The sequence below is a fragment of the Rhizobium sp. YTUHZ045 genome, assembly GCF_051124255.1.
Classification (GTDB): Bacteria; Pseudomonadota; Alphaproteobacteria; order Rhizobiales; family Rhizobiaceae; genus Rhizobium.
The window spans coordinates 3,695,001-3,713,537 of sequence record NZ_CP101432.1 but is presented as its reverse complement, the minus strand read 5'-3'; the positions used below and the strand labels follow the sequence as shown (position 1 = coordinate 3,713,537).

Annotated in this window: 19 protein-coding genes (1 of these 19 cut by a window edge); 16 read left to right on the top strand and 3 right to left on the bottom strand. The window is 61.4% G+C overall.

Features of this window, described 5'->3' with window-relative positions; translation table 11 throughout:
• The first annotated feature begins 86 nt into the window (after nt 1-86).
• From NMA58_RS18310 to NMA58_RS18285, 6 genes are all read left to right on the top strand, one after another.
• On the top strand, nt 87-968 hold the full coding sequence (locus NMA58_RS18310; RefSeq protein ID WP_085780207.1) for a peptidylprolyl isomerase: 882 nt from the start codon (nt 87-89) through the stop codon (nt 966-968).
• Between the two features lie 114 nt (nt 969-1,082).
• Nucleotides 1,083-2,324: a bifunctional glutamate N-acetyltransferase/amino-acid acetyltransferase ArgJ gene (argJ, locus tag NMA58_RS18305; RefSeq protein WP_183705415.1), complete on the top strand. Its 1,242-nt coding sequence runs from the start codon at nt 1,083-1,085 to the stop codon at nt 2,322-2,324.
• Nucleotides 2,305-3,111, top strand: a complete 807-nt coding sequence (locus NMA58_RS18300; protein WP_434711526.1) for a GNAT family N-acetyltransferase — start codon at nt 2,305-2,307, stop codon at nt 3,109-3,111. Before argJ ends, NMA58_RS18300 begins: the two co-directional genes overlap by 20 nt.
• Nucleotides 3,108-3,521 (top strand): 8-oxo-dGTP diphosphatase MutT, encoded by a 414-nt coding sequence (mutT, locus tag NMA58_RS18295; protein WP_085779608.1) that lies wholly within the window; start codon nt 3,108-3,110, stop codon nt 3,519-3,521. The genes NMA58_RS18300 and mutT overlap by 4 nt, the downstream gene beginning before the upstream one ends.
• A 126-nt stretch (nt 3,522-3,647) precedes the next feature.
• Nucleotides 3,648-3,965, top strand: a complete 318-nt coding sequence (locus tag NMA58_RS18290; protein ID WP_064697586.1) for a hypothetical protein — start codon at nt 3,648-3,650, stop codon at nt 3,963-3,965.
• Nucleotides 3,966-4,047: 82 nt separating this feature from the next.
• A complete protein-coding gene (locus tag NMA58_RS18285; RefSeq protein WP_085779607.1) occupies nt 4,048-4,215 on the top strand; it encodes a Flp family type IVb pilin in 168 nt (55 codons plus the stop codon).
• Nucleotides 4,216-4,230: 15 nt separating this feature from the next.
• Here the strand turns inward: NMA58_RS18285 and NMA58_RS18280 are convergent, their stop codons facing one another.
• Complete coding sequence (locus NMA58_RS18280) at nt 4,231-5,115, bottom strand: methyltransferase domain-containing protein (RefSeq protein ID WP_434711525.1); 885 nt, start codon at nt 5,113-5,115, stop codon at nt 4,231-4,233.
• A gap of 77 nt (nt 5,116-5,192) precedes the next feature.
• Here NMA58_RS18280 and NMA58_RS18275 point away from each other — a divergent pair, with 77 nt between their 5' ends.
• Genes NMA58_RS18275 through NMA58_RS18260 form a run of 4 tightly spaced genes read left to right on the top strand, consistent with a single transcriptional unit; the run spans nt 5,193 to nt 7,552 of the window.
• A complete protein-coding gene (locus NMA58_RS18275) occupies nt 5,193-5,969 on the top strand; it encodes a ComF family protein (protein WP_434711524.1) in 777 nt (258 codons plus the stop codon).
• A 32-nt stretch (nt 5,970-6,001) separates the two neighbouring features.
• The gene (gene grxC, locus NMA58_RS18270) at nt 6,002-6,259 is read left to right on the top strand and encodes a glutaredoxin 3 (protein ID WP_085779605.1); all 258 of its coding nucleotides are present in this window, start codon (nt 6,002-6,004) and stop codon (nt 6,257-6,259) included.
• A gap of 10 nt (nt 6,260-6,269) precedes the next feature.
• Nucleotides 6,270-7,127 (top strand): carbon-nitrogen hydrolase family protein, encoded by an 858-nt coding sequence (locus NMA58_RS18265; protein WP_430960168.1) that lies wholly within the window; start codon nt 6,270-6,272, stop codon nt 7,125-7,127.
• The gene (locus tag NMA58_RS18260; protein ID WP_430960167.1) at nt 7,124-7,552 is read left to right on the top strand and encodes a DUF1178 family protein; all 429 of its coding nucleotides are present in this window, start codon (nt 7,124-7,126) and stop codon (nt 7,550-7,552) included. The genes NMA58_RS18265 and NMA58_RS18260 overlap by 4 nt, the downstream gene beginning before the upstream one ends.
• A gap of 73 nt (nt 7,553-7,625) precedes the next feature.
• Here NMA58_RS18260 and ubiG read toward each other — a convergent pair whose 3' ends face one another.
• Entirely contained in the window at nt 7,626-8,372 is a 747-nt protein-coding gene (ubiG, locus tag NMA58_RS18255; RefSeq protein ID WP_430960166.1) for a bifunctional 2-polyprenyl-6-hydroxyphenol methylase/3-demethylubiquinol 3-O-methyltransferase UbiG, read from the bottom strand.
• Nucleotides 8,373-8,666: 294 nt separating this feature from the next.
• On the opposite strand from ubiG, the gene NMA58_RS18250 reads away from it, so the two are divergent.
• The 6 genes from NMA58_RS18250 to clpB all read left to right on the top strand — a co-directional run bounded on the left by NMA58_RS18250 (nt 8,667) and on the right by clpB (nt 18,189).
• Entirely contained in the window at nt 8,667-9,941 is a 1,275-nt protein-coding gene (locus NMA58_RS18250) for an aspartate kinase (protein WP_434711523.1), read from the top strand.
• A gap of 89 nt (nt 9,942-10,030) precedes the next feature.
• Complete coding sequence (ptsP, locus tag NMA58_RS18245) at nt 10,031-12,298, top strand: phosphoenolpyruvate--protein phosphotransferase (RefSeq protein ID WP_434711522.1); 2,268 nt, start codon at nt 10,031-10,033, stop codon at nt 12,296-12,298.
• 28 nt (nt 12,299-12,326) lie between these two features.
• Complete coding sequence (prfA, locus tag NMA58_RS18240) at nt 12,327-13,406, top strand: peptide chain release factor 1 (RefSeq protein WP_097601642.1); 1,080 nt, start codon at nt 12,327-12,329, stop codon at nt 13,404-13,406.
• Nucleotides 13,403-14,263, top strand: coding sequence for a peptide chain release factor N(5)-glutamine methyltransferase (gene prmC / locus NMA58_RS18235; protein ID WP_434711521.1), 861 nt, complete (start codon nt 13,403-13,405; stop codon nt 14,261-14,263). The genes prfA and prmC overlap by 4 nt, the downstream gene beginning before the upstream one ends.
• 343 nt (nt 14,264-14,606) lie before the next feature.
• Nucleotides 14,607-15,335, top strand: coding sequence for a DUF4167 domain-containing protein (locus NMA58_RS18230; protein WP_434711520.1), 729 nt, complete (start codon nt 14,607-14,609; stop codon nt 15,333-15,335).
• A gap of 253 nt (nt 15,336-15,588) precedes the next feature.
• Nucleotides 15,589-18,189, top strand: coding sequence for an ATP-dependent chaperone ClpB (clpB, locus tag NMA58_RS18225; RefSeq protein ID WP_085779597.1), 2,601 nt, complete (start codon nt 15,589-15,591; stop codon nt 18,187-18,189).
• A 55-nt stretch (nt 18,190-18,244) separates the two neighbouring features.
• Here clpB and NMA58_RS18220 read toward each other — a convergent pair whose 3' ends face one another.
• Nucleotides 18,245-18,537, bottom strand: the 3' end of a protein-coding gene (locus tag NMA58_RS18220) for a M23 family metallopeptidase (RefSeq protein WP_085779596.1). 1,648 nt of this gene lie beyond the right edge of the window; only the last 293 of its 1,941 coding nucleotides appear in the window; its start codon lies off the right edge, out of view; it ends in the stop codon at nt 18,245-18,247.

The following is an 18,537-nucleotide window of genomic DNA, read 5'->3' as shown; positions in this document are numbered from 1 at the left end:
GAAAGGCCACAATCCGGTGTTGATGGCTATTTTGAGCTGGAACAGGCGATGCTGAAGCCGGCGATGTAACTGTGAAGGGTTATTTGATGTTGAGCACCAATAAATTCGCCGTGCTGGCGTTTGCAACTTTTGTTGCGTTCCAGGCTCCGGCCCATGCAGAGGACGCCGTCGTCGCCATGGTCGGCAATCTGGAGATCCACCAGTCTGAACTCGATCTCGCCGTTGCCAACCTCGATCCGCAGCTGGCGCAGCTTCCCGACGACCAGAAGAAGGTCGCGGCGCTCTCCGCAGCCATCGATGTGAAACTGCTTGCGACCGGCGCCACGACTGAGAAGCTCGACCAGACCGACGAATTCAAGAAGCGCATGCAGTATCTCACCGATCGTGAGCTTCACAACGCCTATTTCAAGAAGCACGTCGTCGACACAGTGACGCCTGACGAAATCAAGGCTCGTTACGACAAGGAAGTCGCAGCCCTGCCGAAGCAGGAAGAAGTCCACGCCCGCCACATCCTGGTCAAGACTGAGGACGAAGCCAAGGACATCATCAAGCAGCTTGACGCCGGCAAGGATTTCGCCGAACTCGCCAAGGAAAAATCCACCGACCCCAACAAGTCGGAAGGTGGCGATCTCGGCTATTTCTCGCGCGGCCGTATGGTGAAGGAATTCGAGGACGCGGCCTTCGCGCTCGAGAAGGGTGCCTATTCGAAAACGCCGGTCAAGACTGATTTCGGCTATCATGTCATCAAGGTCGAGGACAAGCGCGACGCTCCGCCGCCGCCTTTCGATCAGGTGCAGGACCAGGTTCGTCAGCTCGTCATGCGCGACAAGTATCTTGCCCTGCTCAATCAGGCGAAGTCTTCTGCCAAGATCGAGATCTCGGACGAGACTTTGCGCAAGGGTTACGACGAGGCCAACAAGCAGCCGGAGCCGGGCAGCGAGCCCGCCCAGCCGGCGCCGAAGCAGTAAATATTCGCATCAGGGCCCGGTTCTTCCGGGCCCTTCCTTATCGTTGTTGTCGCATTTCCGGACGGCGAGCCGGTTCTTTCAGTCGCCGGGAAATGCTCATTGGCAGGTTTCATCATGTCCGGTTCCGTTTCGCCGCTCGCCCCGAAATCCTTCGTTCCGATGCCTTCGCTGCGCGGCGTGCGCATGGCGACGGCTTCGGCCGGCATCAAGTACAAGAACCGCACCGACGTGCTGATGATGGTCTTCGATAAGCCGGCATCGGTCGCGGGCGTCTTCACCCGTTCCAAATGCCCCTCCGCGCCAGTCGATTTCTGCCGTGCGAACCTGCCCCACGGCACTGCGCGCGCCGTCGTCGTCAATTCCGGCAATGCCAATGCCTTTACCGGCATGAAGGGCCGCCAGGCGACCGCGCTGACCGCGAAGTCGGCTGCTGCGGCCGTCGGCTGCGGCGAAAACGAGATCTATCTGGCATCGACCGGCGTCATCGGTGAGCCGCTCGATGCCACCAAATTCGCTGGCGTTCTTGACAGGATGCAGGCCGAGGCGACCGGCGATTTCTGGTTCGAAGCCGCCAAGGCGATCATGACGACCGATACCTATCCGAAAGTTTCGACCCGCAGCGCCGAGATCGGCGGCGTGGCCGTGACGATCAACGGCATTGCCAAAGGCGCCGGCATGATTGCGCCCGACATGGCGACTATGCTCTCCTTCGTCGTCACCGATGCCGATATCGCCTCCGAAGCGCTACAGGCGCTTCTGTCGGACGGCGTCGGGCCGACCTTCAATTCCATGACCGTCGACAGCGACACGTCCACCTCCGATACGCTGATGCTGTTTGCGACGGGGGCTGCGGCCGAGGACGGCCAGGCCCACATCGAACGCGCCGACGATCCGCGCCTTGCAGCTTTCCGCGCCGCCCTGAACGAAGTGCTGAAGGACCTTTCGCTGCAGGTTGTGCGCGACGGCGAAGGCGCCACCAAGATGCTCGAAATCACTGTAACGGGCGCCGAGAGCGATGCCGCCGCCAAGCGCATTGCGCTGTCGATCGCCAATTCGCCGCTGGTCAAGACGGCGGCCGCCGGCGAAGACGCCAATTGGGGCCGTATTGTCATGGCCGTCGGCAAAGCCGGGGAGATGGCGGATCGTGACCGGCTCGCCATCTGGTTCGGCGATATCAGGGTCGCCGTCAACGGCGAGCGTGACCCGGATTATTCCGAGGCCGCCGCCTCGAATGTGATGAAAGCGCAGGACATCCCCGTTAAAGTCGATATCGGCCTCGGTACGGGGTCGGCAACCGTCTGGACCTGCGACCTCACCAAGGAATATGTTGCAATCAATGGCGACTATCGGAGCTGATCGTCCATTGGGCCAAGCATCCATATCTTCAAAGAATTTGCCGTTGGTTCGCAGGCTGGAGGCCGTCGGCTTTCGCGCCTGGCCGGCGGCGTCCGTGCAATATGACGGCAGCTGGCAGGTGCGGCTGACGGCGGGCCACCCGTCCAACCGGCTGAATTCCATTGTGCCGCTCGACCCCTCGGACCATCGCGATGTCGAGATCCGTCTGGAAAAGGCGAGCCGGAAGTTCGAGGCCTATGGCCGCGCCGCCGTGGTCCGTCAGACACCGCTCGCCTCGCCGGTGCTGATCGAGCTTCTCAGCGCCCGGAACTGGACACGGTTCGACGAGACCGTGGTGATGACCTGCGATCTCACTGAAGCCGAGCTGCCGGACACTCTCGATCATCTGCCGACCCACGATGTCGGTCGTTTCGTCGATGCCAACCTGGCGGTCGACGGGGCGCCAGTGAGCCTGAAACCGGCGCTTGCCGAAATCATTTCGGCGATCAAGCCGCCGTCGGGGCTTTTCCTCATCGAGAATGCCGTGGAGGGACCGCTTGCGACCGTGCTCTGCGTCCAGGATAACGATCTTGCCGGCATCATGTCGCTTTCGGTCTGCGAAACGCGACGGCGCGAAGGGCTCGGCACCGAAATCTTGACTTCAGCGCTACGCTGGGCGCGCATGCGTAGCGCCCGTTCGGCCTGGCTGCAGGTCAAGCTTTCCAATCGCCCGGCCATCGCGCTTTACGAGCGCCTCGGGTTTCGCGACGCCTATCATTACTGCTATTGGCAGCGACGGTCGCGATGAGCGAGGCAGGCCGGAAGATATTGCTGGTCGCCGCCTGTGCGCTGATCGATGCCGACGGGCGTATCCTATTGGCACAGCGTCCTGAGGGAAAGTCGCTGGCGGGGCTCTGGGAGTTTCCCGGAGGGAAAGTCGAGCCCGGCGAGACTCCGGAGGAGACGCTGGTGCGCGAGCTCGAGGAGGAGCTTGGTGTCAAGACCAAGATCGCCTGCCTGGCGCCGCTCACCTTTGCCAGCCATTCCTACGAGACGTTCCACCTGCTGATGCCGCTTTATATCTGCCGGCGCTATGAGGGGATTGCCCAGGGCCGCGAGGGGCAGGCTCTGAAATGGGTGCGTGCGCAGGCGCTACGGGATTACCCGATGCCGCCGGCCGACGAGCCGCTGATCCCGATGTTGCAGGATTTACTTTAGCATTAGCTGATTATTGTCTCGCCGCGGCGTTTTCGGCTGTGGATATTAATGGATCGTTTAACACCTTCTGCCAAAGATCGGCCTCAATCAAGCATCTGGCGTGCGTGTATTAAAAGGCTTGACGTCATGGACGATGATTTCTGGAAAGCTGTCCGGGAAAAGGAACGGGCTTCGTCTGCCTCGCGCAGGACCGGTGCGCTCAATATCGCCCTTCTGTTCGGCACGGCGGTGGTCGCGTTGACATTGATTCTGACGCCCATGCTTGCGGACTCCTCGAAGAAAAGCGTCTTTGCGAGCGCACCGGTCGATTTCGATACGATCACGACCGGATCGATTCCGAAGAACGAAAGCGGCAAGCACTATACCATTCGTCGTAGCGTCCTTCAGGACACGCCCGGCTCAGTCTGCGTCGTCCAAGGCTACGGCGTCGGCGCCGGTTGCTGAAGCCGGACGTTTGGAATGACGGCCATCGCTCGGTGGCTGTGGAATTGATCGTTGCAGGCGGCTCACGCAGAAGGTTGGGGTAATGCGTCTTTGGAAAGCATTTCTTGCAGATGACATCGGCGCAACGGCGGTCGAATACGGCCTGATCGCCGCCATCATTTGCACGGCACTTGTCTCCGGTCTCGGCATCTTCACCGGCAGCCTGCAGAACGTCTTCAACGTGGTCAGCAACAATATCACCGTCAATTGAAGAAGCTGCGGACGATCACTGCTTGAGCCTGTGTTCGTCCACTTTCAGCGCGTCGGCAAGGCGTGCTTTGGCCGAGCCCGGCTGGAGCGGCTTCTGTTGGCTCTCGTGCGGAGCCCATCCGGAGACATAGATGATCGAGAATGTCGCGCGAATGCGTCCGTCGGGATCGGAATATCGTTCGGCGTAGATCTCTGCGGCGCGCAGGAAGAAGGCGCGCGTCAGCGGTATGCGGCTGCGGGCTGCAAGCGGATTGCTCATGCCCATCGCCCTGAGATCGCGCATCAGCGGAAAGAGCGAGTCATATCGGACCGTATAGTTCTCAGCGTCGATCACCGGAAGGGTGAAGCCGGCGCGCTGCATCAGACTGCCGATATCGCGCACATCGGCGAAAGGAATGACGCGCGGGCTTGCGCCGCCCGTCATCTCGACCTCGGCTGCCAAAAGCACTTCACGCAGTTCCTGCAGCGTGCCGGCGCCGGGAATGGCCGCCAGGAACAGGCCGTCCGGCTTCAGGGCACGACGAATCTGGATGAAAACGCCAGGCGTATCGTTGGTCAGATGCAGGTTGAGCGGCGCGAGGATGAGATTGACCGATTGCGGCGCAAGCGGCACCTCCTCGAGCGGCGCCTCGATCAAGGTTTCGACAGGGACCGCATAGGCCCTTTCGCTCTCGACACGGATCATCGCGCCGATCTTGCCCGTCGCCAGCGCCGCGCGGGCGGCTGCACCGGTCGTGCCATGCAATTCAACGGCGGTGTCGAAGCGCCGCTCGACGACATCAAGCCTCTCGGCCATTTCCTGGGCCGCGATGTCGAGCAGGAAAGCGGCTTTCAGGTCGTTGTTGACAAGCGCGCGATGGCGATGTGCGGCGATCAGGGCTCTGTCGAAGATCGTTTCCATGGGAATGTCCATAGTCCCGGCTCGCTGAAGCGGCAAGGCGATTTTCCTTTCGAAGAGAACAGGCTAGTCTCGACCTTATGAAACGGATCCAATCCGAATGGCCGACAGATTTGCTCCGGGCGCATCTCCTGCGACCGTTTTCGGCGCTCGCCGATTTTCTCTATCCGCCCGCCTGTTCCGTCTGCGGCATTTCGACCGGCGACCATCGCGGACTGTGTGCGAAATGCTGGTCCGGCATCCGATTCATCGAGCGGCCCTATTGCGAAGTGCTCGGCATTCCCTTCTCGCATGATCTCGGCGTCGGCATCCTCAGCGCCGATGCGATCGCCAATCCGCCGCCTTTCGACCGGTTGCGGTCAGCGGCGACGCACGACCATGCGGTCCGAGATCTCGTTCACGGGTTGAAATATCGCGATCGCACCGACCTGGCACCGATGATGGCCGGCTGGATGCTGCGTGCCTCCGACGGCGCGGTGGAAAGCTGCGATGCGCTGATCCCTGTGCCGTTGCACCGCACCCGCATGCTGGCCCGGAAGTACAACCAGGCTGCCGAACTTGCTCGCCATATGGCGAGCCTATCGGGCAAGCCGCTGCTCGCCGCAACGCTCATCCGCGTCAAGCGCACCAGTCAGCAGGTCGGCCTCGGCGCCAAGGCGCGCGAGGACAATGTCAGGGGTGCTTTCGCGATTGCCAAAGACTGCGAGAACGACGTGTTCGGCAAGCGTATTGTGCTTGTCGACGACGTCTATACGACCGGGGCGACGGTCGCCGCCGCCAGCCGGACGCTGCGCAAGGCGGGTGCGGCCGAGATAACGGTTTTGACCTTTGCAAGGGCTCTCTCCGAGCCTATATGACAGAAAATACCCGGCATTCGTCTGGAGATATCATGGTACCCGTCACGATCTATACACGGCAGTTCTGCGGCTATTGCAGCCGCGCCAAGTCCCTTCTCGAACAGAAGGGTGTCGACTATGTCGAGCATGACGCGACATATTCGCCGGATCTCCGCCAGGAGATGATCGGCAAGGCGAACGGGCGCACGACATTTCCGCAGATCTTCATCGGCACCAAACATGTCGGCGGCTGCGACGACCTCTTCGCGCTCGACCGGGCCGGCAAGCTCGATCCGATGCTGGCGGCCTGAGGACGAACCGATGAGCTTCAAGGCCGCCGCTGTCCAGATGTGCTCCGGGGTCGATCCGGAAAAGAACGCCGCAGCGATGGCGCGGCTGGTGCGCGAGGCTGCCGCTCAAGGCGCGACCTATGTGCAGACGCCCGAAATGACCGGAATGTTGCAGCGTGATCGGGCGGCGGCACGCGCCGTGCTTGCCGACGAGACGCGCGATATCATCGTCAAGACCGGTTCGGCGCTTGCAGCGGAACTTGGCATCTACATGCATGTCGGATCGACGCCGATCGCGCTTGCCGACGGCAAGATTGCAAACCGCGGGTTCTTGTTCGGTCCCGATGGGCGGATTCTCAATCGTTATGACAAGATCCACATGTTCGACGTCGATCTCGACAATGGCGAAAGCTGGCGCGAAAGTGCGGCCTATACGGCCGGCTCGGAAGCGCGCGTCCTGTCGCTGCCCTTCGCAGAAATGGGCTTCGCCATTTGCTATGACGTTCGATTTCCGGCGCTCTTCCGTGCGCAGGCGATCGCCGGTGCCGAGGTTATGACGGTTCCCGCAGCGTTCACCAGGCAGACCGGTGAGGCGCATTGGGAAATCCTGCTGAGGGCACGCGCGATCGAGAACGGCGTCTTTGTCATCGCTGCTGCGCAAGCCGGCCGCCACGAGGACGGACGCGAGACTTTTGGCAATTCGATGATTATCGATCCTTGGGGAACGGTATTGGTGTCCGCCGGCGCGACCGGCGAGGCGATCATCCTCGCCGAGATCGATCCCGGCGCGGTCAAGGCCGCCCGTGACAAGATCCCGAACCTGAGGAATGGCCGGGAATTCTCGGTCGAGAAGATCGCGGGGGCAGTCGCAGGAGGCGTCGCCGCTTGATCCGCTATTCCCTTACCTGTGACAATGCCCATGAGTTCGAAGGCTGGTTTTCGGAAAGCGCCGATTTCGACCGCCAGGTCGCCAGCGGCTTTCTGACCTGCCCGGTCTGCCATTCCGCCGCCGTCTCCAAGCTCCTGATGGCGCCTTCGGTGTCGACCGCGCGCAAGAAGGACGAGCGGCAGACGCTGGCGATGGACGCCATGCGCCGCGAGGCCCTGGAAAAGCTGAAAGAGGCGGTCGCGGCCGTCAAGGCCAATTCCGAGGATGTCGGTGCGAAGTTCCCTGAGGAAGCCCGCAAGATCCACTATGGCGAGACGGATGCCCGCGGCATCATCGGCCAGGCGACAGTCGACGAGGCCCAGGCGCTCGTCGAAGAGGGCATTGAGATCGCCGCCATTCCAGTGCTGCCGGAGGACGTAAACTAAGATGCAGTCAGTGCACCCGGCCTTCTTGGCGGGAGCATCCGCTAAAGTGTAGCCGGCTTATTACCTCCGGGAATTATGCCGGACGCTTCGCCAGCAACATATAGTTCACATCCATATCTCGGGACAGATTCCACTGGTTCGACAGCGGGTTGAAGAAGACGCCGGTGCGGTCGGTGATCTCGAGACCGCTTGCCGCGAGCGGCTTTTCCAATTCTTCGGGGCGCACCAGCTTTTCATATTGATGCGTCCCGCGCGGCAGCCAGCGCAAGATGTTCTCGGCGGCGAAGATGGCAAGGGCCGCCGCCTTCATTGTGCGGTTGATGGTGGCGACGAAGATCAGGCCGCCGGGGCGGACCATTTTCGCGCAGGTCGTCATGAAGAGTTCGACGTCGGCGACGTGTTCGACCACTTCCATGTTCAAGACGATATCGAAGGTCTCGCCGGCATCTGCAAGCTCCTCGGCAGTGACGGCGCGATAGTCCACCGGGACGCCGGACGCCTTGGCGTGGGTCGAAGCAATGCCGATGTTCTTCTCGGAAGGATCGGCGCCGACGACGGAGGCGCCCATGCGCGCGACGGGCTCAGACAGGAGGCCGCCGCCGCAGCCGATATCGAGCACGCGCAGACCTTCGAGCGGCCGGGCGCTTTTCGGATCACGTCCGAAATTCTCGCAGGCCTTGTCTCTTATATAGGCGAGGCGAACGGGATTGAACTTGTGCAGTGGCTTGAACTTGCCGGTCGGGCTCCACCATTCCGCCGCCATCGCCGAGAAGCGGTCCACTTCGCCCTGGTCGATCGTGCTTCTGGCGGTTTCCGTCATGGTGTTCTCCATCGTTCATGTCATGTGAAGTCGGACGATCGGGGGCATAAGTCAAGGGGCGGCGCATAAGGGAGGGGCGAGCGTGCAAATGGCCGGCAATTGCTTTTATCGTGTACGCTTGCCTCCCCCCGCCAAACTCGCTAAGAGACGCCGCAACTTGGGGCCTTCAGGGGCCTGGGCTTTAGAGCGGTTCCAGAAATGGAAGCCCGGCTCTTTCGCCAAGCGGTTCGCCCCAGAGCTTTCGTGATGCCGGGTCGGGTTTCCGCTGTCCGGCGCCAGTCGTGGTAGAGGCATATGGCACGCATCGTAATGAAATTCGGCGGCACGTCCGTCGCTGACCTGGACCGCATCAAGAACGTTGCCCGCCACGTGAAACGCGAAGTCGATGCCGGCCACGAGATCGCGGTGGTGGTCTCGGCCATGTCCGGCAAGACCAACGAGTTGGTCGGCTGGGTGCAAGGCATGCCGAAGGTGATCGGCGCCAATTCTCCCTTTTATGATGCGCGCGAATATGACGCGGTGGTCGCTTCCGGCGAGCAGGTGACGTCTGGGCTGCTTGCGATCGCATTGCAGGCGATGGATATCAATGCCCGCTCCTGGCAGGGTTGGCAGATCCCGATCCGCACCGATAATGCGCATGGCGCGGCCCGGATTCTGGAAATCGATGGCTCCGACATCATCAAGCGGATGGGCGAGGGACAGGTCGCCGTTATCGCCGGTTTCCAGGGATTGGGGCCTGACAACCGCCTCGCCACTCTGGGACGCGGCGGATCGGACACGTCGGCCGTCGCCATTGCGGCGGCTGTCAAAGCGGATCGCTGCGATATCTATACCGATGTGGACGGGGTCTATACGACCGATCCGCGCATCGTGCCGCAGGCGCGCAGGCTGAAGAAGATCGCCTTCGAGGAAATGCTTGAGATGGCCTCGCTCGGCGCCAAGGTGCTGCAGGTGCGTTCGGTCGAGCTTGCCATGGTGCACAAGGTGCGTACCTTCGTGCGCTCGTCTTTCGAAGATCCCGATGCTCCGGGCATGGGCGATCTGTTGAACCCGCCCGGAACGCTGATTTGTGACGAGGATGAAATCGTGGAACAGGAAGTAGTCACCGGCATCGCCTATGCCAAGGATGAGGCTCAGATCTCGCTTCGCCGTCTTGCCGACCGGCCGGGCGTCTCCGCCGCGATCTTCGGGCCGCTTGCAGAATCCCATATCAATGTCGACATGATCGTCCAGAATATCTCCGAGGACGGATCGAAGACCGACATGACCTTCACCGTGCCGTCGGGCGACGTCGAGAAGGCGATCAAGGTGCTCGGCGACCATAAGGAGAAGATCGGTTACGATGTCGTGCAGAACGAATCGGGGCTGGTGAAGGTGTCCGTCATCGGCATCGGCATGCGCAGCCATGCGGGTGTTGCTGCCACCGCGTTTCGTGCACTTGCCGAAAAAGGCATCAACATCAAGGCGATCACCACCTCCGAGATCAAGATTTCCATCCTGATCGACGGTCCCTATGCAGAACTCGCTGTCAGGACTTTGCATTCCTGCTACGGTCTGGATAAGAATTGATTCCCAGTGGGCGGCCTGCCCCTTCAGGTTGAGTAGACGAGGGCCGGCCTGCCGGGACTGAGTGCGTTGTTTCGGGAGCTTGAGACGCCATGAGAGACCTTTCCGGCGGTCCGCGCGTGCTGCTCAGGCGGCTGCGCGAGTTGATGGCAGAGCCGTTGGAGCCGCAGGATCGTCTTGACCGGATCGTCCGCCAGATTGCCAGCAACATGGTGGCGGAAGTCTGCTCCGTCTACGTGCTGCGCGCCGACGGTGTGCTCGAACTCTATGCGACCGAAGGCCTGAACCGAGAGGCGGTGCACCTGGCGCAGCTGAAGATGGGGCAGGGCCTGGTCGGCACGATTGCGGCCTCGGCGCAGCCGCTGAACCTTTCCGACGCGCAGTCGCATCCGGCCTTCCGTTACCTGCCGGAGACGGGCGAAGAAATCTACCATTCCTTCCTCGGTGTGCCGATCCTCAGGACCGGACGCTCGCTTGGCGTTCTCGTCGTGCAGAACAAGGCGAGCCGCAACTATCGCGACGAGGAAGTGGAAGCGCTCGAAACGACGGCGATGGTGCTTGCCGAGATGATCGCCACCGGCGAGCTCAAGAAGATCACCAAGCCCGGCCTCGAACTCGATCTGACACGCTCGGTGACGATCGACGGCGACACCTATAATGACGGCATCGGCCTCGGCTATGTCGTCCTGCACGAGCCGCGCATTGTCGTCACCAACCTGCTGAACGAGGATACGGAGAAGGAGATCCGGCGGCTGGCGGAGGCCATGGGGTCGCTGAGGATCTCGATCGACGACATGCTGTCGCGCCGTGACGTGTCGATGGAGGGCGAGCATCGCGAGGTGCTCGAAACCTATCGCATGTTCGCGCATGACCAGGGCTGGGTGCGCAAGCTCGAGGAGGCGATCCGCAACGGCCTGACGGCCGAAGCGGCGGTCGAAAAGGTGCAGAGCGACACCAAGGCGCGGATGATGCGGTTGACCGACCCTTATCTGCGCGAACGCATGCATGATTTCGAGGATCTGGCGAACCGATTGCTCAGGCAGTTGACGGGTTATACCGGGCGCACGACCGCCGAAGGTTTTCCCAATGACGCGATTATCCTGGCGCGGGCCATGGGGGCGGCCGAGCTGCTCGATTATCCCCGCGCCAATGTGCGCGGACTGGTGCTGGAAGAAGGGGCGGTGACAAGCCATGTGGTGATCGTCGCCCGCGCCATGGGCATTCCCGTCATCGGCCAGGCGGCGGGCGTTGTGGCGCTCGCCGAGAATGGCGATGCCGTGATCATCGACGCCGACGAAGGGCATGTGCATCTTCGCCCGATGGCCGATCACCGGCGCTCCTACGAAGAAAAGGTGCGCTTCCGCGCGAGGCGGCAGGAGCAGTTCCGGGCGCTGCGTGCCCTCGAGCCGGTCACCAAGGACGGCCAGCGGATTTCGCTGATGATGAATGCCGGCCTGCTGGTCGACCTGCCGCAGCTCTCGGAATCGGGTGCGGAGGGTATCGGTCTCTTCCGCACCGAGCTGCAGTTCATGATCGCTTCGACCATGCCGAAGGCGGAAGAGCAGGAGCAGTTCTACCGTAATGTGATCAAACAGGCGGCAGGCCGCGTGGTCACCTTCCGCACGCTCGATATCGGCGGCGACAAGGTGGTGCCTTATTTCCGAGGCCATGAGGAAGAAAATCCCGCGCTCGGCTGGCGCGCGATCCGGCTGTCGCTCGACCGGCCGGGATTGTTGCGCACCCAGCTGCGCGCCCTGCTGAAGGCATCGGCCGGCACCGAGCTGAAGCTGATGGTGCCGATGGTGACCGAGGTTTCCGAGTTGAAGATGGTGCGCGAGCTCCTGCAGAAGGAAGTGCAGCATCTATCGCGCTTCGGGCATGGGCTGCCGCGCAAGCTGCAATTCGGAGCGATGCTGGAGGTACCCGCGCTGCTCTGGCAGCTTGACGAACTGATGGAGGCGGTCGATTTCGTCTCGGTCGGTTCCAACGACCTCTTCCAGTTTTCTATGGCGGTCGATCGTGGCAATGCGCGGGTGTCGGATCGCTTCGACCCTCTTGGCAAGCCTTTCCTGCGGATCCTCCGCGATATCGTGCGTGGGGCGGATCGGAACAAGACGCCCGTGACGCTTTGCGGGGAGCTTGCCGGCAAGCCACTTTCGGCAATGGCGCTGCTTGGCGTCGGCTTTCGCTCGATCTCGATGTCGCCGGCCTCGATTGGTCCGGTAAAGGCAATGCTGCTCGGGCTTGATGTCGGGGCATTGGCGAAGGTGATGGACGAAGTGCTGGACGATCATCGCAGCACGGTGCCGATGCGCGAGGTGCTTGCCCGCTTCGCCGAGAGCCACAATATTCCCCTTTAGAGAAATATAAGAAGAATCGGAGTGCAGGGTGGCGAAGCTTCCCGTTGAAAAGATGCGCGAGCTGGAACGCCGTTTCGGCGAGATCGAAGCGCGCATGTCGGCCGGTCCAGCCGCCGATGTTTATGTGAAGCTTGCATCCGAATATTCCGAGTTGCAGCCTGTCGTGACGAAGATCCGCGCCTATGAAAAGGCTGTCGCCGAGCTTGCCGATCTCGAAACGCTGCTCGAGGACAAATCGGTCGATCGTGAGATGCGAGACCTCGCCGAACTCGAACTGCCCGAGGTGAAGGAGCGGATCGAGGCGCTGGAGCAGGAGATGCAAATTCTGCTTCTGCCGAAAGATGCGGCCGACGAGAAAAGCGCAATCCTCGAAATCCGCGCCGGCACCGGCGGCTCGGAAGCAGCACTTTTCGCCGGTGATCTCTTTCGCATGTACGAGCGTTTCGCCTCCGAGAAGGGCTGGAAAGTCGAAGTGCTCTCGGCAAGCGAGGGCGAAGCCGGCGGCTATAAGGAAATCATTGCGACGATCACCGGAAGGGGCGTCTTCGCCAAGCTGAAATTCGAATCTGGCGTGCACCGCGTGCAGCGCGTGCCGGAGACCGAGGCGGGCGGGCGCATTCACACGTCGGCCGCAACGGTGGCGGTGCTGCCGGAGGCCGAGGAGATCGACATCGAGATTCGGCCGGAGGACATCCGCATCGACACCATGCGCTCTTCGGGAGCCGGCGGCCAGCACGTCAATACCACGGACTCGGCAGTGCGCATCACCCACCTGCCGACCGGCATCGTCGTCACCAGCTCGGAAAAATCGCAGCATCAGAACCGCGCCAAGGCGATGCAGGTGCTGCGCTCCAGGCTTTACGACGCGGAGCGGCAGCGCGCCGACAGCGAGCGCTCGGCCGATCGCAAGAGCCAGGTCGGTTCCGGTGATCGTTCCGAACGCATCCGTACCTACAATTTCCCTCAGGGGCGCGTCACGGACCATCGCATCAATCTGACGCTTTACAAGCTCGACCGGATGATGGAAGGCGAGATCGAGGAGGTCGTCGACGCGCTGATGGCCGACTACCAGGCAAGCCAGCTGGCGCAGCTCGGCGAACAGCAGTGAGCGCTACGGTCGCCGATACGCTTGCCGAAGCGCGCCGTCGTTTCACCGAGGCGGGCATTGTCGATCCGGCGACCGATGCGCGGCTGCTTGTCGCAGGTCTTTTGAAGCTGTCGTCGACGGAGCTGTTGACGCGGTCGGCTGAGAGGCTTTCACCTGAGCAGATTGATGTGATTTTCAAGGCGGTGGAACGCCGGCTCGGCCATGAGCCGGTGCATCGTATTCTGGGCGAGCGTGAATTTTACGGCCTGCCGCTTGGCTTGTCGGCGGAAACTCTGGAGCCGCGTCCGGATACGGAAATCCTGGTCGATACGGTGCTTCCTTATCTGAAGGACCTTGCAATGGCGCAACGCCATCTCCATATTCTTGATATCGGAACCGGGACTGGGGCGATATGCCTTGCGCTTTTGAGCGAATGTCCCGAGGCGTCAGGTATCGGCAGCGACATATCGTCGGATGCACTTCGGACGGCAAAGTCAAACGCAGAAAGAAACGGGTTGCAGGATCGCTTTCAGGCCGTGCAGTCGAGATGGTTCGAGAACATCCGAGGCTCGTTTCACGCGATTGTCTCAAATCCGCCCTATATTGCCTCCAATGTCATTCACGATCTCGCTCCTGAAGTGACGAAATTTGATCCGGTTGCAGCGCTGGATGGCGGCCCGGATGGGCTTGACGCTTACAAAGCCATAGCCAAGGATGCGGCAAGGTTCATGAGGCCCGAAGGGGTCGTGGGACTGGAAATCGGCTACGATCAGCGAAACGATGTGACGGCGATCTTCGAAGCGGAAGGCTTCAGGTGCCTCAAATCCGTGAAAGATTATGGTCAGAACGATAGGGCGCTCGTTTTCGCGCTCGCGTAAAAGGCGATAATTGCGGCATTGGGCGGGACATTATTGCTATTGCGAAGAAAAGGCTTGGATTTCCCAGGGAAGCAATATAGGTTGCGGACACGTGTTGGGCAGATAGGAATGAACGAGATTCGTTCGGTACTTGGTTTGCCTCGGGGGTCCGCTCTTTTAAACGAGAGTTTCAACGGTTGAACACGACCCAACGCGTGAATCAGTCAAACTGACTTGAGAACCAAGCGGCAGGTCGGCGCAAAGGCGCAGTATGCTCGCGGCACAAAGGTCCTGACCCGGTTTTCCGGTCATGGCGGTTGGTGCCATGTATCCATCACAAACAGAGAATTCAGGTGAACGATCTATGAGGCCAGGACAGCAAAACAAGCGCGGTCGAGGGCGTGGTAACAACAATAACAATGGCGGCGGCGGAAATAACAATAACAACAATTTCAACCGCAAGGGCGGCAACCCGCTGACCCGGACCTATGACAGCTCCGGCCCGGATGTGAAGATTCGCGGTACTGCACAGCATATCGCCGAGAAATATGCGCAGCTTGCCCGTGATGCCCAGAGCTCTGGCGACCGTGTGATAGCCGAGAATTATCTTCAGCACGCCGAACATTACAATCGGATCATCGCCAGCGCTCAGGCGCAGATGCAGGAGCGATTCCAGCGCGACGATCGCAGTGACTACAATGACCGCGACGCGGCCGATCGCGACAGCGACGACATCGATACCAGCGACAATGACGGCGACGATGTCGTGGTCGTCCAGCCGCCGCAGAGCAGGCAGCACCAGCCGCAGGCGCAGACAAAGCCCGCGCCGGCACCAGTTGCGGCGCCTGCCCCGGCACCCCAGCCCGAAATAATCGACGGAACCGGCCCACAGCCGGAGATCGAAGGCATTCCCGCCGAGGTCGCCATGGATGAGGAAGGCTCTGCCGGCCAGTCACGCGAACGCCAGCCCCGTCGTCGTAGCCCCGGCAATCGTCCCCGTCGCCCGCGTCGCGGCGCAGACGGCGATGCAGCCCCCGAAGGCGAGGGTGCTTCCGCCGAGGCACCGGTTCTGGCGGATGCCGCATCGGAATAAGGGATCTGGCCGTTCCTTTCGGGGAGAGCCGGGTACTTATGCCATCTGTTCGAATTTCCTTGAAAATCCCCGGCCTTCGTGCCGGGGATTTTCGTCTTATGGGCTCTTTAAACTCCCGGAACAGCGTACCATATTCTCTTCGACTGCTTCGCCCAAATCCCAGACGGGCCAAGCGCGACCTGCCTTTTCAGGGGGTCGATCTCAATCATCGGTCTGCGCCTCGTAAGGGCAGGGCGATCAATGGAGGTAGAATATGAATATCGAGAAATATTCCGAGCGGGTGCGCGGTTTCATCCAGTCGGCCCAGACCTATGCGCTGGCGCAGGGGCATCAGCAATTTTCACCCGAACACGTGCTCAAAGTTCTGCTCGACGACGATCAGGGCATGGCGGCGTCGCTGATCGAGCGTGCTGGCGGCGATGTCAAGGCTGCTCGCCTCGCCAATGACGCGGCTCTTGCCAAGTTGCCGAAGATATCAGGCGGCAACGGCAACATCTACTTAGCGCAGCCGCTCGCCAAGGTGCTTTCGACCGCGGAAGAGGCGGCCAAGAAAGCCGGCGACAGTTTCGTCACGGTCGAACGTCTGCTGCAGGCGCTGGCGATCGAATCCTCGGCTTCGACCTATTCGACGCTGAAGAATGCGGGGGTGACGGCCCAAGGCCTTAACCAGGTCATCAACGATATCCGCAAGGGCCGGACGGCGGATTCCGCCAGTGCCGAGCAGGGCTTCGATTCACTCAAGAAGTTCGCCCGCGACCTCACTGGCGAGGCCCGCGAGGGCAAGCTCGATCCGGTGATCGGCCGTGACGATGAGATCCGCCGCACCATCCAGGTCCTGTCGCGCCGCACCAAGAACAATCCGGTGCTGATCGGCGAGCCGGGCGTCGGAAAGACCGCGATCGTCGAAGGTCTGGCTCTGCGCATCGTCAACGGTGACGTGCCGGAATCGCTCAAGGACAAGAAGCTGATGGCGCTCGACATGGGCGCGCTGATTGCCGGCGCGAAATATCGCGGCGAATTCGAAGAGCGGCTGAAGGCCGTGCTCAATGAAGTCCAGGCGGAAAACGGCGAGATCATCCTGTTCATCGACGAAATGCACACGCTGGTCGGTGCCGGCAAAGCGGACGGGGCGATGGATGCCTCGAACCTTCTGAAGCCCGCCCTTGCGCGCGGCGAGCTGCATTGCGTCGGCGCGACAACGCTCGACGAGTATCGCAAACATGTCGAGAAGGATCCGGCGCTTGCGCGCCGCTTCCAGCCCGTCGTCGTCGACGAACCGACGGTCGAAGACACGATCTCGATTCTGCGCGGACTCAAGGAGAAATACGAGCAACATCACAAGGTGCGCATCGCCGATGCGGCGCTGGTCGCCGCCGCGACGCTGTCCCACCGCTATATCACAGATCGCTTTTTGCCTGACAAGGCGATCGATCTGATGGATGAGGCAGCGGCGCGACTGCGCATGCAGGTGGATTCCAAGCCGGAAGAACTCGATGAACTCGACCGCCGGATCATTCAGATGAAGATCGAGCGCGAGGCGCTGAAGAAGGAAACCGACGTTGCTTCCGCCGACCGGCTGAAGCGGCTTGAGACCGAACTCACCGCGCTTGAAGAGGAGGCCGATGCGCTTACGGCCCGCTGGCAGGCGGAAAAGCAGAAGCTCGGCCTTGCCGCCGATCTCAAGAAGCAGCTCGACGATGCCCGCAACGAACTGGCGATCGCCCAGCGCAAGGGCGAGTTCCAGCGCGCCGGCGAACTGACCTACGGCGTCATTCCGGATCTCGAAAAGCAACTGGTCGAAGCTGAGAAGCAGGACGGCGAGCGCGGCGCGATGGTGCAGGAGGTCGTCAGCCCCGACAATATCGCCCATGTCGTTTCCCGCTGGACCGGCATCCCGGTCGACAAGATGCTGGAAGGCGAACGTGACAAGCTGCTTCGGATGGAAGACGAGCTGGCAAAATCGGTGATCGGCCAGGGCGATGCGGTTCAGGCCGTGTCGCGCGCCGTCCGCCGCGCCCGCGCCGGCCTGCAAGATCCGAACCGGCCTATCGGCTCGTTCATCTTCCTCGGCCCGACCGGCGTCGGCAAGACGGAGCTCACCAAGGCGCTCGCCCGCTTCCTCTTCGATGACGAAACGGCGATGGTGCGCATGGACATGTCGGAATACATGGAGAAACACTCCGTCGCCCGACTGATCGGTGCACCTCCCGGCTACGTCGGCTATGACGAAGGCGGAGCGCTGACGGAAGCCGTACGCCGACGGCCGTATCAGGTCGTGCTGTTCGACGAGATCGAGAAGGCACATCCCGACGTCTTCAACATCCTGCTGCAGGTGCTTGACGACGGACGGCTGACAGACGGCCAGGGCCGGACAGTCGATTTCCGCAATACGATGATCATCATGACCTCGAACCTCGGAGCCGAATATCTGACGCAGCTCCGGGACGGCGACGATAGCGATACGGTTCGCGAGCAGGTGATGGATGTCGTGCGTGGGCATTTCCGGCCGGAATTCCTGAACCGCATCGATGAGATCATTCTCTTCCACCGCCTGAAACGCGAGGAGATGGGTGCGATCGTCGACATTCAGCTGAAGCGGCTGGTGGCATTGCTGTCCGAACGCAAGATCGTCATCGACCTTGACGAGGACGCTCGTCACTGGCTGGCGAACAAGGGTTACGATCCGATTTACGGCGCAAGGCCGCTGAAGCGGGTTATCCAGAAGTTCGTGCAGGACCCGTTGGCCGAGCAGATCCTGTCGGGCCAGGTGCCGGACGGATCGACTGTCAAGGTGACGAACGGCTCGGACCGGCTGCAGTTCAGCACGCGGCAGACGGTCAGCGCTGCGGCTTAATTTAGTTTGCTTCGGAATGAGAAATGGCGGCTTCGGCCGCCATTTCGTTTAGAGATTACTTGCTCGCCACCTGCTCCGGCGTCGGGTTGTTCAGCAGCGTATCGATACGCTTTCGCTCGTCTTCGAATTTCGCCAGCGCCTCGCCCTGCAGCGATTTCCCGCCCGGAAGGCGGATGCGCAACGGATCGACCTTGGTGCCGTTGACGATCAGCTCGTAATGAAGGTGCGGGCCGGTTGATTCTCCCGTGGTGCCGACCCAGCCGATCACCTGGCCCTGACGTATTTTCGCGCCGGGAACGACGCCTTTGGCGATGGCGCTCTGGTGATTGTAGGAGGATTCGTAGCCAT